Here is a 14,161-nt window from a genome sequence, read left to right as displayed (position 1 = left end):
AATGAATACAGCACCCATCACATCTGAAAACTTCGGATCGATCGCTGAAAGGCTGAATGCGATTTGTGACGCGCAGCCCTTCATCACGCGGTTTTCCATCAAAAATTTGCGCAGCGGCGAGATCTTTGAACGCGGCGCTGGCGAGGAAACACCGTCGGCCAGCACACGCAAGACCTCCATCATGATGGCGGCGCTCAAAGCCGTGCATGAGGGCCGGCTCGATCTCGAAGAGCAGATTGTCTACGAGGCGCGTTTTGCCGAAGAGGTCGCAAGCGGAATGTTCCGCTATCTGACGCCGGGACTTGTGATCTCGCTGCGCGATGCCATCACTGGCATGATGGTGTTGTCCGACAATGTCTGCACCAAGATGGTGTTCGAGCGGCTGACGCTGGAAGAAGTAAACAGCTACTGCCAATCCATCGGGATGGTCGGCACGCACCACCGTTTCCTGATCCCGCCACTGGCTCTTTCGCCCGATCATTCGCTGAAATCCGTCACCACGACGACCGCACGCGACCAGATGTTCCTGCTTCAGTCTATCCTCAGTGCGCAGGGATCCAAGGAGGCTTCAGAGCATCTCGGCGTTTCACAAGAACTCAGCAGCTATGCCTTGCAGACGCTGAAAAATCAGATCCTGCGCTATGCCATCCCCTCGCGTCTGCCCTTCGGCACTGTGGTCGCACACAAGGGTGGCACGGGAAAGCGCGGCCGCATGAATGCGGGCATCGTCTACGATGACGGCCAGCCGCTCTACATCATCACCGCTTTTACGGATCAGGTTCCGCAGGAAATGCCGGATGGAACGCCGGGTTATACCGTATCTCTCGAAACCATCGGGCGTCTTTCGCGTGTCTGCTGGGATGATTTTCGAGCCTGACCCAACAGCATCACAACAAACAAGAACAGAGGGTAGAACATGAAAAGCTTAACTCTTGCCGGAACCATGCTGATCGCGCTTTCGGGCGTGGCCGAGGCGCGTGATATCGTGATTGCGCAAAGCTCGGATTTGCGCAGCAACATTCCCGGCGTCAACCGTGATGGGAACACGGACGGCGTCATTCTGCACATCGTCGAAGGGCTTGTGGGCTATGCCAACAACGGCGAGGTGAAGCCTCTTTTGGCGCAAAGCGTGGAGACATCAGCCGATGGGCTGACCTACACCTTCAAGCTTCGGCAGAACGTCCAGTTCCACAATGGCAAGCCGCTGACGGCTGATGATGTGGTTTGGAATTGGAACCGCTACATGGATCCGGCCACGAAATGGACCTGCATCAAGGACTTCGACGGCGGAACGGTGAAAGTGACAGGGATCAAGGCCGTCGATGCCCAGACTGTCACCATGTCGCTGGAGAAACCTTCGGCGGTTTTCCTCGGTCTGATGGCGCGGCCTGAATGTGGCTATACCGGAATGATCTCGAAGGATTCGCTCAAGGCCGATGGCTCGTTCGATAAGCCGGTCGGCACCGGTCCATTCAAATGGAATGAGTGGAAGAAGGGCGAATACATTCAACTGTCCAAATTCGATGGATATCAATCGCCAGCCAATGACGGCAAGCCGGATGGCATGGTCGGTTCAAAACGTCCGCTGGTGGACGGCATCAAGTTTATGGTCATCCCCGATGCATCCACTGTGAAGGCTGGTCTGCAATCCGGCGTGCTCGACACGGCAGAAATCTCTCCCGACCTCATTCCGGAGTTCGAGAAGAGCGAAAAGGCCAAGGTCATCATCTCGCAAAACAACGGCAAGAACCTGTTCTATATCCAGACCCGCGACCCTGTGATGAGCAAGCCCGGTGTGCGCCGTGCCATGGCAATGGCGCTCGATATGGATGAGCTTGTTGCTGCTGCTTCAAATGCCACCGGCAAGGCCAACGGCTCCATGGTGGCTTCGGACTCGATCTATTTCAGTGAAACCCAGAAGAAGCGCCTTCCTTACGATCTGGCTGCGGCCAAGAAAGAGCTCGCGGCCTCCGGCTACAAAGGCGAGCAGATCAACATCATCGCCAACAAGCGCGGCAATGTTCCAAGCTTCCCCGCTGCCGTTATCGCGCAAGCCATGTTGCAGCAGATCGGACTCAATGTGCAGATCGAAGTGCTGGACTACGCGACACAGGTGGATCGCCGTCGTTCCGGCAATTACCAGATCATCTCGCAATCCGTTGCACCGCGGCTCGACCCGGCGCTGATGTATAGCTTTTACGTCGGTGACAAGGACAAGAATGCCTCGCTGATGTGGGACAATCCTAAGGCAATCGAGCTGATGAAGGCGGCTTACGCAGAAATCGATCAGAAAAAGCGGCAGGCGATTTTCGACCAGTTTCATGACCTCATGCTGGAGGAAATGCCGGGCATCTTTCTTTACGACATGATCGATGTCTGGGGGGCAACCAAGTCCCTTCAAGGCCAGCCTGTCTGGCAATCGAATGCGCGGCTCTGGGAAGTCTCCGTCGCTCAATAACCCATCATGCAAAGGCATCGCATTCGTGCGTTGCCTATCTACCTGACAGAAGCCTCCGCCATTGTCGATGCGCGGACATGGTTTCGCTTTGCCTTGAGGAACAGCATGCCAGATCAAACTGCCCTGAAATCCCTGACTCAATCGATCGACCGTCTCGCGCCGGATTTTACCATCCTGAGCGACCGGATCTGGGATCTTGCGGAACTCAAATTCGACGAATTCAAATCGGCTGAACTGCTCGTTCAGATGCTGAAGCAGCATGGATTTGCGGTCGAGCAAGGCATCGCAGGAATGGAAACCGCATTCATCGGCCAGTATGGTGGCGGCAATCCCGTCATCGCGTTTCTGGGCGAATACGATGCGCTTGCAGGCATGAGCCAGCTTGCGGGCATTGATGAGCCTCTTCAGGGCGAACCCGGTGCCAGTGGCCACGGCTGTGGCCATAACCTGTTGGGGGCTGGTTCGCTTTTGGCAGCAATTGCGTTGGCGAAACATCTTGAGGCGAACGGCCTGCCGGGCACTATCAGATATTATGGTTGCCCCGGAGAAGAAGGGGGCTCGGGCAAGACCTTCATGGTACGGGCAGGTGCATTCGACGATGTGGACGCTGCTCTCACCTGGCATCCGGCACCTTTCAATGGTGTCAGATCAACGAACAATCTGGCAGTGCTCGAATATTACTACCGTTTCAAGGGAGTTGCCGCTCACGCCTCTAACGCTGCTCATCTCGGACGCTCTGCTCTTGATGCGGTTGAACTGATGAATGTCGGCGTGAATTTCCTCCGCGAACACATGCCACAGGATTGCCGCGTTCATTACGCTATCACCGACGCGGGTGGGCGCGCTGCCAATGTCGTCCAGGCGAAAGCAGAAGTGCTGTATCTGGTTCGTGCGCCCGAGATGTCACAGGCCTTGGCACTGGCCGAACGCGTCGATCAGGTGGCGCGCGGGGCGGCGATGATGACAGGAACGGAGGTCGAGATCATATTCGACACCGCCGCCACAAATCTTCTGCCAAACCTCACGCTCGAAAATGCCATCCACGAAAATCTGGTGGCCATCGGGCCGGTGCCATTCGACGAGGCAGATATTGATTTTGCTCGAAAGATCCAGGCGACATTCACCCAAGAAGCGATCAGAAGCAGCATCAAACTCTACCAAATCAAAGGCGATGCCTTCTCCAACGAGAAGATCGATGGCTCCACGCCGTTGCACACGGGCCTGCGCGCCTTCGAAGGCCAATCCCACTTTCGCGCAGGGTCTACTGACGTCGGAGACGTGAGCCGTGTTACCCCGACTGCGCAATGCTGGGCTCCGGCCTGGGCAATCGGAACCAATCCGCATACATGGCAGGTGGTCGCGCAGGGAAAAAGCGCTGCCGCTCATAAAGCAATGGTGCACGCCGCGAAAGCTTTGGCTTCAACAGGGCTGGATTTGGCCACCTCACCTGAGTTGCTGGCTAAAGCAAAGGACGAGTGGCAGGTGGCGATGAGCGGCGAGCCTTACGTGTGTCCAATCCCGGAGCATATTCAGCCGGCTACGATAGCCGTATAGAAAGTAAAGTTGGCACTTTGCAAAAAGCAATATCCGTTTTGCTGATCATAGGATTGCAATGCAGGGATGGTCTTCCAGGTTAACGTCAACCTGGCAGCCTCCGTCAGCTACATGCATGCAGATCGATCCTCGGCGTCGCGGCGAAATGCCATGAGTTCTCTGACCTCGATTGCCACTTACAATGCCCGTGCCCGAATTTTGCCCGGGCATCAGGTCGCCAATGATGCCAAAACACTATCCGGCCCGACTGCGAAATCAAGGAATGAAGGACATTTAGGGAGAATTGGCTAAGGGGGGCGGATTCTCACTTGATTTCAGTGACTTAGTGGATAAATTTTGAAATTCCCTATATTTTCCCGCCCCGAGCGACCTTGAATGCCACCTTTGTGCCCTGGCTTTGGGCCTCAGTCAACAGGACGGGTTGGTGGCAATTATTTCCGCGACTGCGTGCAGATGAAAGGTTTTGTTATTCACGCTAGTTGTGAGTTCGGTTCACTGCTTTGCGAACGCCCCTTTCATTCAACAAGCCGCTTTGCCATCAGGATCGAAGGCGTCCGGTCGATTTCGACAAAGCCAAACTTCGCGTAAAATGCTACGACCCTTTCGTTGTGCTGGTTCACCCCGAGATGGACCCCTTCTACTCCGGACAGCATCAACGCATTCAATTGATGTCTCACCAGTGACGACCCATGACCTCCATTCTGCAGCTCAGGTAGAATATTGATGTGCAGATGTGCCGGGTAGGGGTTCGTCACCTGAGCTGGTGTTCTTGACGGGCTTTGGATATGAGAAAGAACATTCTCATCCTCTGCAGTCCGCGCTGAGAAATCGCGAAGCTCTTCTTTCAGGAAGGGCCACCATGAGGCCTCAAGCCAATCTTCATAGGCGGTCGTGTCGGGTGCTGCGACACAGTAACCCATCACGACGCCGCGCTGGGTCAGGACAAAGGCATTTTTTGGGCAGAAGCGAACGTAGGGCAAGGCCCAGACAAAACCCGGAAGTCTCGCGTCAGTGTAGTGTCGTGATCCGTCTCGTCCGCTGTCTGATGTGCGCAGGCAGATATCCAGGATCGCAGCCTCATCGGAAGGCTGGGCGTTGCGGATGACAACGGGTGATGATGGGGAGGGAATGTTCATGAACTTGGCCTCAGGCTGCAGCTACAGGGCTGCAAAGCGCGTCATCGAAACGCTGCCAGGTCTCAGCGAGCTCGACAGTGCGCCGGGCACGACGTGCCTCTTCGATTTTGATTGCTACGAGTCCCGCTTCCAAAGCCGCAACGATATTGACGGGTAGTGGTGCCGCCTGGGTCAGATGCTTGTAAATATCCAAAGCCATCTGATCATCTGCACCATAGTGATCACTTTCGTGTCCCTCGTAACGCCGCTCGACAAGCTTTTCGCCCGTAATGGCGGAGTGGACCTCGAAGCGATTACGGATGAAATCGCCCTCTGCCATTCCCTTGTTGCCGATGACGCAGAAGCGGCGAAACTGATCCGGAACGTTGAGGTTGGTATGAAACGCCATCGTCGCTCCGCCCTGATATTCGACGATCGCGGTCTGATAGTCGATAATATCGCCGTCGCTCTCGAAGACGGCATCGCTCTTCAGCCAGCCGCTTGGTTTCTTGTAGAATTCCCGCTGTTGAAACGCGGAAAGCTGATCGGGCCGGTTTTCCGCAACGAATGACTTACGGCCCCCGAAGCTGGCGACGGCCATGGCGCGCTGCCCCACGACGCAGCCGTAAAGATCGATGTCGTGACAGCATTTTTCCAGGATGAAAGGACCAGCATAGCGCGTGTGCCGCCGCCAATCCCGCATGAAGAACGCGCCGTGGTAAGGCGCGATATGCTCGGATGCCTCGATCGACGTGATGGTGCCGATGTGGCCTTGAGCCTGCGCCGCGCGCAAGTCCCGATAGAGGTCGGAATACCGCAGAACAAGCCCTACCATAACGCTCTCCTTGCCGTATTCGGCAAGCAGGCGCGCCATTTTCATTGACTGATCTTCATCGATCACGACCGGCTTCTCGGTGAACACGCGCACGCCTTTGCGCAGCCCCGCGGTGATATGGTCCAGGTGAAAAACATTGGGCGAACCGACCATAAGCAGATCAGGCCGCGTCTGCGTCAGCATCAGTTCCACTGAATCGAAGCGTTTCGGTTCCGGCATGCCAGAAGAAAGAATGGCTGGCAGTCCTGCAGGCTCGGGGTCCATAAGGCCGACGATTTCAAGGTCTGGGCAGGCCTTGGCGAAGGAGGCGATGACATTGGCAAGCCGAAAGCCAAGCCCGGCGACTGCAATTTTCATTTTCTAGTCCTGTTGGCGAGAATGGGGTAAATCAGGAGGATGCGTCATCATCCGTGGGCGCCCCGGCGACGCGATCGAAGCGTCTTTCGAAATCCATGGTCTGGCTGCGCCCGCGCATGGATGAGAGACGCCTGAAGTCCGGGCTACCATGGGCAATCACGGGCAGCATGGCCGCACCGATCGCGGCGGCTCCCGGGCCGAGTGCGCCAGCACACAGCCGGGGAATATCCCGTTGGCTTCGGGCGCTGACGGATGGCAAAAGGGGATAGGCCCGGTCAATCAGGGAGTTGTTGAGCGCTGGCGGAAAATGCCCTCCGACGATGATCGTCTGCGGGTCCATGATGTTCTCAAGCAGCGAAACCAGCAATCGGAGGCGCCTTGAATTGAGATCGAGCCACCGCATCAAAACACTGTTGCGTTGAGCATAGAGTTGCTCCAACACGCCAGGCCTCGCAATCTCCTTGCTTTCGCAAGAGAGCATCGCTGCCAGTTCATCGATAGAGAACGGAGTCTGTCCATCAGCGTCCGGATTGGTGAATTCGGCAGGCCATGTCAGGAGGCCGATCTCTCCAGCATTGTTCCAAAATCCCTGAAGCGGCATGCTGTCGTTTATGATACCGGCGCCGAGCCCGTGCCCGACGAAAATATGAACGTAGTGGGTCAGTCCTGAGGCTCTGCCCGCCCTGAGTTCGGCAACTGCGGCGGCTGTGGCGTCATTCTCGATGATTGTTGGAAGGCCGCAAGAATCTTCGATAGCCTCCGCCACGGGGATGCGGCTCCAGGCATCCCAGCCCGGCGGGCCGACGGGATGCTCGAACTCTGCTTCCTGCAGCGTTGGCATGGCGATACCGATACCCCAGGCAGGGCGGTCGGCGGCAACAGAGCGCAGACGCTGCGTGATATCGGCTATGGCGCGTATCGTATCGGACGGATCTTCGAGCGATGCCGATGCCGTTTCGCGTCCCAGTTCTTGCCCCGCCAGGTCGCAGACGATGCCCAGAAGCCCGTCGCGATCCACATGGATGCCGAGGCAACACCCTGCGTCCGCACGCACTTGCAACCTTTTTTGCGGGGCGCCGCGCGCGCCTTCCTGCTGAATGGATTCCACCACTAAAGACCGGTCGATCAAATCCTTGCATATATTGGACATTGTCTGCGCCTTCAGACCCGTCACCTGAACAAGGTCGCGCCGGCTGATGCCGCCGGCGGCGCGGATAAGGTCGAAAACCAGGCGACGATTGTAGCGGCCCGAATATGTGTGATTGCTGCCCATCAGGCTCATGGGTGCCAAATCCTATTTATTCAATTAAATGGAATTTATCAGTGCCTCTCATTGTCGTCAAGTCAGGTCAGTGCGATGCCGTCCTGGAGTTTGTCATATAGATGTAATAAAAACCCCGTAAATCCGCGAAAAAGGCAGCTTGATTTTTAATCCATCCAATGGAATTAATAGCACGCCTTCTTCTCAGTGCAGTGACTTTAAAAAAGGGAACACAGTCATGCTGAAATGGACCTTGCGGCGGATCATGGCGGGCGCTTTGGCCTCGGCCTCAATCCTGGGTGTTGCGAATGCTGGAGAGCTTGTCGTCTATACCGCTCATGGGGAGGCAACGTCTGCTCCCATTCTTGAAGCTTTTGCCAAAGCGAATCCGGACGTGAAGGTGACTGTCGTGCGCGGTGGGACGGGCGAACTCATCGAGCGCCTGCGTGCCGAAGGCGGTCACTCCTCGGCCGACGTGATGTGGGGCGGACCGACACAGACTTTCGAAGAAAATTCGGCGCTCTTCCAAGCATACGAGAGCAAGTCGGACGCCGAGATGGTGACGAACGATCCCAATCACATCTGGCATCCGTTCACGGTGCTATTGCAGCCTCTGATCGTTAGTACCAAGCGGGTCGAAACCGGCTCCATGCCCAAGACGCAAAAAGATCTCGTTTCACATGATTTTGCAAAGAATGGCGGTCTGATTATTCCAGACCCAGCGAAATCTGGTACGGGCTATGTCATTCTCTCTGCTCTTGCGGGCAATTTCGGCTGGGATTTCGTTGGCCAGATGGCCAAGGGTGCGCGTATTGCGCCCGGTTCTGATGACGCATTCAACGCAGTCCGGGACGGTGAAGCGGCAGTCGGCTGGATCAACGAAGATCTCGGTGCCAAGTGGAAGGCGCAGGGGCTTCCAATCGATATCGTCTATCCAAGCGATGCCGTCACCGGACAGATCGATGCTCAGGCTATCGCCAAGGGCGCGCAGCACCTCGACGATGCCAAGAGCTTCATCGATTTCCTGGGCAGCAAGAAGGTGCATGAGATCGTTCGCGATGCCACCGTTCGACGTTCAGCACGCAAGGATGTAACGCCCCCGGCCGCCCTGCCTGACATGTCCACGCTCACGATCGTGTCGGCTGTCGATCCGCGCCCGGTTGTCGTGGCTCGCTTCCAGGAGCTTCGCGGAAAATGAAAGTGCTGCGCGACAATTGGCTGATCTTTTCAATCGTCGCGCTCGTGCTTTGCGGCCTGACGATAATCGTCCCGCAAGTTCGCCTCATGGCCGCCTCCCTGCTGGAGGAGGGCGGCCGTTTTACTCTTCTGCATAATAAGGACGGCTTGCAATCCGTGCCGGAAATGACCGCCCGTTACGGAGTGGAGAAAAGCTCCGACGGGCTGGCCATATCGCTGGCTTCGACTGACCATCTGAAGGTTAGTGTCGAGGACGACCGAACGCTGCGCCTCTCATCGCAAGAGCCGATTTCTCTGGGCAGGGACGGCGCCGGGCTCCTGCAACTTGATGTGGGCACCGCTCGTTTCGCGCTCTCACAACAGGCGCCGCGCGGGCTTTTTGCCACAACAACCCCCGCACCTTTAAAGATGCAGGCGCAGGCCCCCAACACCGTCTTGCTGTCGCATGCCGCAAACGCCTACATCACCTTTGAAAACAAGGCATTATCGCTCTCTGCCGCTCACTACATCGATTTCTTCACGCGCTCGGAAACACTTTCCGCTACGCTGAACAGCTTGTTGATTGCCTTGACCTCAACCGGCATCGCCGCTCTGATCGGGGTTTCGCTTGCCTATCTTATCGCGCGCTACCGGGTCGCGGGCAGCACGGCGATCGTCTTTCTTGTCACCATGGCGTCCGTTTCTCCACCATTTTTGGGAGCATATGCGTGGCGCTTGCTCCTGGGGCGAAATGGCGTTCTGACCAATTATCTAGGTCTTGATGTCTCGATTGTTGGCTTGCATGGCGTCATATGGGTTATCACCTGGCTTGTTTTCCCGATCATCTTTCTGCTTAGCCATAGCTCGTTTCAGAGCTTGGACGCCGGTCATATCGAGGCGGCGGAAAGCCTCGGAGCCAGACCGCCTCGTGTGCGCATGACCGTCGAAATTCCGCTCGCGCTCCCCGGGATTATCACCGGGCTCTATCTTGCGACGATGGCAGCCTTGTCTGACTTTGGAACACCGCGAATCATCGGTCTGGACGTCAATGCGCTGCCGGTTCTGATCTACACCTCCTTCCTCAGTGAAGCCGGACGCAATCCGGCTCTAGCGGCGACAGGATCGATGGTGCTCATCATCATCTCGAGCCTTTTCCTTATGGCGCAGCAAATCTATCTGGCGCGACGCGGTTTCGCCGTGGTGTCGTCGCGCGCTTTAAACCGGAAGTCGCTTTCGCCGCTCGCCCATGCTGTGGTCCTCGGAGCCATCTGCATTGCCCTTCTCATGGCATTCACGCCTCACCTCACGGTGCTCATATCCAGCTTTATGGAATGGCGGGTCGGTCTGCCGACAGCGAACCTGACGCTGGCAAACTACACCACCATGTGGCGCACCGGGATGGGACCTGCCTGGGTGACCTTGTCGCTTGGTATTGCCGGAACGGTGGCCGCCACAGCCATCGGACTGGGGATTGCCTATGTGATCATACGCAAGCGTTATCGCATCATCGCGCCGGTTCTCAGCCTCACGGTCATGATGCCCTATGTCATTCCCGGCACAGTGCTGGGCATCGGCCTCATCATGATGTTCAACAAGGCGCCGGTCCAACTGACGGGCACATGGTTCATCCTTGTTCTTGCCTATCTCATTCGTAACCTTCCCTTTACGGTCAAGGCGTCAGAAGCGGCCCTTAGACGCGTTCATCCGGCCCTCGAGGAGGCCGCGATCAGTCTCGGAGCGCGTCCGCTCAGAGTGTTCGTCACCATAACCGCGCCTCTGGTGCTTGCGGGTGCCGTGACCGGGGCAACGCTCACCTTCCTCCACATCGTGACAGAGCTGTCGTCCACCATCGTTCTCTATCGTCCGCCGTGGAAACCGATGACGGCCGTGATCTTCGAGAACACCTTGGTGGATGCCGATTTCGGTGTTTCTGCTGCACAGACCATTCTCCTGATGCTGATTATCTACATCCCTCTCTATTTCATCGTCCGATACGGCCAAATTCGAGGAAAATTCGGTGGTTGAAACCTTATCGTCCAAAGCTCCCACCCAAGGCTGCGAGGTCGTCATAGACGCTGTGTCCAAGACCTTTGGTAATCACGCGGTTCTGAAAGACGTTAGCCTCACGATAAAACCCGGTGAATTCTTCACGCTGCTAGGGCCATCCGGTTGCGGCAAGACGACGCTTTTGCGGGCCATCGCAGGCTTCCATCCCATTGATGGTGGGAGGATTTTGTTCAATGGGCAGAACGTGACTTCGCTTGCCGCCTGGGACAGGAATATTGGCTTCGTTTTCCAGAACTATGCATTGTGGCCGAACCAGACGGTTTTCGACAATGTCGCCTACGGGCTGAAGCTGCGTAAAGTCCCCAAAGACGAAGTCGCAGAAAGAGTTCGGGCCGCGTTGGCGCAAGTCGAACTTCACGACGTTGAAAAGCGCTTTCCCGCAGAAATGAGTGGCGGCATGCAGCAGCGCATCGCGCTGGCGCGTGCGCTTGTCATCAATCCGCCGCTCCTGCTTATGGATGAGCCGATGTCAAATCTCGACGCGCGTCTTCGAGTGTCACTCCGCCACGAACTGCGCAGCCTGCAGAAAAGGCTCGGCCTGACAGCCATCTATGTGACGCATGATCAGGAGGAAGCTCTGGAAATGTCGGACCGGATTGCGGTCATGCAGAATGGCATCGTGCAACAGCTTGCAGATCCTGAAACCATATACTCGCGACCCGTCAACCGCTTCGTGGCCGAATTCGTCGGCAGCGCGAATTTTCTGGAAGGCACTTTTGAGGCAACCGGTTTCCAGATGGCGGATGGATCGAAGCTGTCTCTTTTGGAAAGAGGCCACAGCGGCAAGGGCACGCTTGTGGTGCGTCCTGAACAGGTGATGATACGCGAGTGCGGCAACGCACTGATCGATGCGACAGTGGAAGATCGGCGCTTCATGGGCAAGGCCTGGATGCAAAGCCTTCGGCTTGAGAACGGTGCGATCATCTCCGTGGAGACCCGAAGCGCAATCAATGTGGGATCGCGCGTCGGCGTGGACTTCGAGACCATAACTTTTCTGCCTGTGGAAGCATAAGCAATGGCCGACTTGCCCCTTGAAGAACTCATGCAGCTTGCGTCGTCCGCAGCCCTTGCAGGAGGCGCCGAGTTAAAAGCGCATTTTGGTGATGTTTCGCGTAACGATGTTCAACGAAAAGCTTTGGGAGATTATGCGTCCAAGGCTGACCTTGCCGCAGAGCATGCAATTGCCGCGGTTCTCGCACGAGCAGGCACCAATTATGGTTTTGTGGGCGAAGAAACCGGTACTCATAGGAGCGAATCCAAACAGCGGTGGGTGGTGGACCCGCTCGACGGAACCAGTAATTTCATTTGGGGCATCCCGTATTTTTCCGTCAGCATTGCATTATGCGACGACGATGGCGAATTGTTGGGTGTCGTCCTTGACCCTTTGCGTGACGAAATGTTCACCGCCATTCGAGGCTGTGGCGCATGGCTGAACGGAAAGAGACTCGCTCGGCTCAGTGACAAACGTCCGGACGAGGCGATCATCTCCCTTTCCATGCCGATCCAAGGACAGTTGAAGGCAATCGAACGCAGCACCTTCTTTCAAAGCCTGGATGCCATCACCAACGAAACAGCGGGCGTCCGCAGACTGGGTTCGGCCGCACTCGATCTCGCTTATATTGGTGCGGGACGACTAGACGGCTATTTCGAAGATGGCCTCAGCCACTACGATTATGCGGCAGGAAAACTCATCGCTCAGGAAGCTGGAGCTCTTGTTACGTCGTTCACGGGTGGCGTTCCGATCGATGGCGGTTCATTGCTGGCTGGCACTTCATCGATGCTTCTATGGCTCAAGAGCAAGTTTCAGCATCCGTGAGCGCGTAACTTGAAACCGCATCACAACCATGTAGGCCACTTTCTGGTAGCGGAGCGGCTAACCTTGAACCATGTGCTCTCGCAAGTCGATGTATCCGATTGTATTGCTCCTGCATCCTTCGGCCGATAGCAGCCATTGCTGCGGGTCTCCGGCCAATTTTGCGAGACCCGCTTGAGCACAGAAGGTTTGATCGACGGCCCTCAGAATTCTTCAAGTTGTTGAGAAGGTGTTGCTTTTTTCTGTAAGAAGCGGACGCTGATTTCTAGTGGAAAACCGACCTAAAACGGCCTGCCTGGAGAACTTTAATTATCAGATGATTTCAAAGGCCTAATGGACAATCCTTGAAACTCCCTCTGTTTTCCTGCCATGAACGATCGTGGGTGCCACCCTTGTGCCCTGGCTTTGGGTATCAGTCCATAAAATCCGCCGAGCGGATATAATTTCCGCCTCAGCAACAAAAACGGCATTCAAAAGCGGGTTACATTGAGGCTCACTCCGTTCAAAATGGGCCGTGACTTGTGCATTCAGCATGTCCACTAAGAGATATCCCTCTTCGCTGTAGTTGCGCGGAGAGTGCCAACGATCTGCTGTAATGCTGCGCTGGAAGGCGCGCTATCAGCTAGCTGATCCAGTACGGGAAAATTGTGAACTGCTCCTAGATATCGTGTCGCAGTTACACTGACACCAGCCTCCATCAAGACACGCGCAGCGTCTTCACCTTCGTCGCGAAGCGGATCGCATTCTGCCGTAATGATGATAGTCGTGGGAGCTCTATCCAGATGTCGTTTCTCCGTGAAAGGCTTCGCAGCCGAAGACGTCTCTTTGGTTGCCAGACTCGGATGAGCGAGCATCGCGCGCACAACGTCCATGGTGAGCCAAGGCCCCGAACCAAACTTGGCTCGTGACAAGCTGTCGCGGGCGCCGATGATCAACGGGCAGATCAGTATTAAAGCTGTCGGCTTGAAAATGCGTTTGCCTTGGATTTGAAGGCACGCCGAGGCCGCAAAATGAGCGCCCATGCTATCTCCGGCAAACGCATTTCGTGATGGGTCAATACGCAAATCACCTGCATGATCTTTCAACTCTCGGATTACGGCCTCAGCGCGCTCGATCCTGATCTGCGTCCCAACTTCATCTGGAAGAGCGTCATCCAAGCTGGCCACAGCCATGCGCGCCTCTACGGCGAGTTGTCTAAGCCAACGGTCATGAGAATGTGGTTTGCCTGGCGACCATCCTCCACCATGAAAATAGAGCAAAAGTGGCAGCGTCTCTTCCGTTCTTGGCCGAACGAGGCGGAAGGGATTTTGTGTTGCATTTTCCGACGCAGGCTGAATGAAAGTCGTATCAACGTCTGATTCATATAGGTCCGGCATTTGCAGCCCCACTAGGTCCGAGCGAAAAGACTTGAGGTCGCTGGGTAACTGGCTGAAACTCTCCACGAACCTCTGAGCATCAGCGTCGAGGGGAAAGCTTTCTGTGCCTTTTACAAGATTAAGGGGCGATGATCCGGACTGTAGGGCCA

Annotated in this window: 11 protein-coding genes; 7 read left to right on the top strand and 4 right to left on the bottom strand. The window is 56.0% G+C overall.

Annotated elements, in window-relative coordinates; genetic code table 11:
- The first annotated feature begins 1 nt into the window (after position 1).
- The 3 genes from AC0JZ1_RS13005 to AC0JZ1_RS12995 all read left to right on the top strand — a co-directional run bounded on the left by AC0JZ1_RS13005 (position 2) and on the right by AC0JZ1_RS12995 (position 4,012).
- On the top strand, positions 2–877 hold the full coding sequence (locus AC0JZ1_RS13005) for a serine hydrolase (RefSeq protein ID WP_471882773.1): 876 nt from the start codon (positions 2–4) through the stop codon (positions 875–877).
- A gap of 39 nt (positions 878–916) precedes the next feature.
- Positions 917–2,458 carry an ABC transporter substrate-binding protein gene (locus AC0JZ1_RS13000; RefSeq protein WP_471882772.1) on the top strand — a complete coding sequence of 514 codons (1,542 nt, stop codon included), beginning with the start codon at positions 917–919 and terminating at the stop codon, positions 2,456–2,458.
- 105 nt (positions 2,459–2,563) lie between these two features.
- The gene (locus AC0JZ1_RS12995) at positions 2,564–4,012 is read left to right on the top strand and encodes a M20 family metallopeptidase (RefSeq protein ID WP_471882771.1); all 1,449 of its coding nucleotides are present in this window, start codon (positions 2,564–2,566) and stop codon (positions 4,010–4,012) included.
- 515 nt (positions 4,013–4,527) lie between these two features.
- On the opposite strand, the gene AC0JZ1_RS12990 is transcribed toward AC0JZ1_RS12995, so the two are convergent.
- From AC0JZ1_RS12990 to AC0JZ1_RS12980, 3 genes are read right to left on the bottom strand one after another with little or no spacing between them, the layout of a single operon-like run.
- Positions 4,528–5,148 carry a GNAT family N-acetyltransferase gene (locus tag AC0JZ1_RS12990; RefSeq protein ID WP_471882770.1) on the bottom strand — a complete coding sequence of 207 codons (621 nt, stop codon included), beginning with the start codon at positions 5,146–5,148 and terminating at the stop codon, positions 4,528–4,530.
- A gap of 10 nt (positions 5,149–5,158) precedes the next feature.
- On the bottom strand, positions 5,159–6,319 hold the full coding sequence (locus AC0JZ1_RS12985; protein WP_471882769.1) for a Gfo/Idh/MocA family protein: 1,161 nt from the start codon (positions 6,317–6,319) through the stop codon (positions 5,159–5,161).
- A 31-nt stretch (positions 6,320–6,350) separates the two neighbouring features.
- Entirely contained in the window at positions 6,351–7,601 is a 1,251-nt protein-coding gene (locus tag AC0JZ1_RS12980; RefSeq protein ID WP_471882768.1) for an ROK family protein, read from the bottom strand.
- A 217-nt stretch (positions 7,602–7,818) separates the two neighbouring features.
- Between AC0JZ1_RS12980 and AC0JZ1_RS12975 the strand changes: the two genes are divergently transcribed.
- Genes AC0JZ1_RS12975 through AC0JZ1_RS12960 form a run of 4 tightly spaced genes read left to right on the top strand, consistent with a single transcriptional unit; the run spans position 7,819 to position 12,639 of the window.
- Positions 7,819–8,778: an extracellular solute-binding protein gene (locus tag AC0JZ1_RS12975; protein ID WP_471882767.1), complete on the top strand. Its 960-nt coding sequence runs from the start codon at positions 7,819–7,821 to the stop codon at positions 8,776–8,778.
- Complete coding sequence (locus AC0JZ1_RS12970) at positions 8,775–10,781, top strand: ABC transporter permease (RefSeq protein WP_471882766.1); 2,007 nt, start codon at positions 8,775–8,777, stop codon at positions 10,779–10,781. Before AC0JZ1_RS12975 ends, AC0JZ1_RS12970 begins: the two co-directional genes overlap by 4 nt.
- Entirely contained in the window at positions 10,774–11,835 is a 1,062-nt protein-coding gene (locus AC0JZ1_RS12965) for an ABC transporter ATP-binding protein (RefSeq protein ID WP_471882765.1), read from the top strand. The genes AC0JZ1_RS12970 and AC0JZ1_RS12965 overlap by 8 nt, the downstream gene beginning before the upstream one ends.
- 3 nt (positions 11,836–11,838) lie before the next feature.
- Positions 11,839–12,639, top strand: coding sequence for an inositol monophosphatase family protein (locus AC0JZ1_RS12960; protein WP_471882764.1), 801 nt, complete (start codon positions 11,839–11,841; stop codon positions 12,637–12,639).
- Positions 12,640–13,175: 536 nt separating this feature from the next.
- Here the strand turns inward: AC0JZ1_RS12960 and AC0JZ1_RS12955 are convergent.
- On the bottom strand, positions 13,176–14,012 hold the full coding sequence (locus AC0JZ1_RS12955; RefSeq protein ID WP_471882763.1) for an alpha/beta hydrolase fold domain-containing protein: 837 nt from the start codon (positions 14,010–14,012) through the stop codon (positions 13,176–13,178).
- Between the last annotated feature and the right edge of the window lie 149 nt (positions 14,013–14,161).

This window comes from Affinirhizobium capsici, assembly GCF_977018625.1.
Note: the sequence above shows the minus strand (reverse complement) of the source record. Positions and strands in the feature narration are given on the sequence as shown.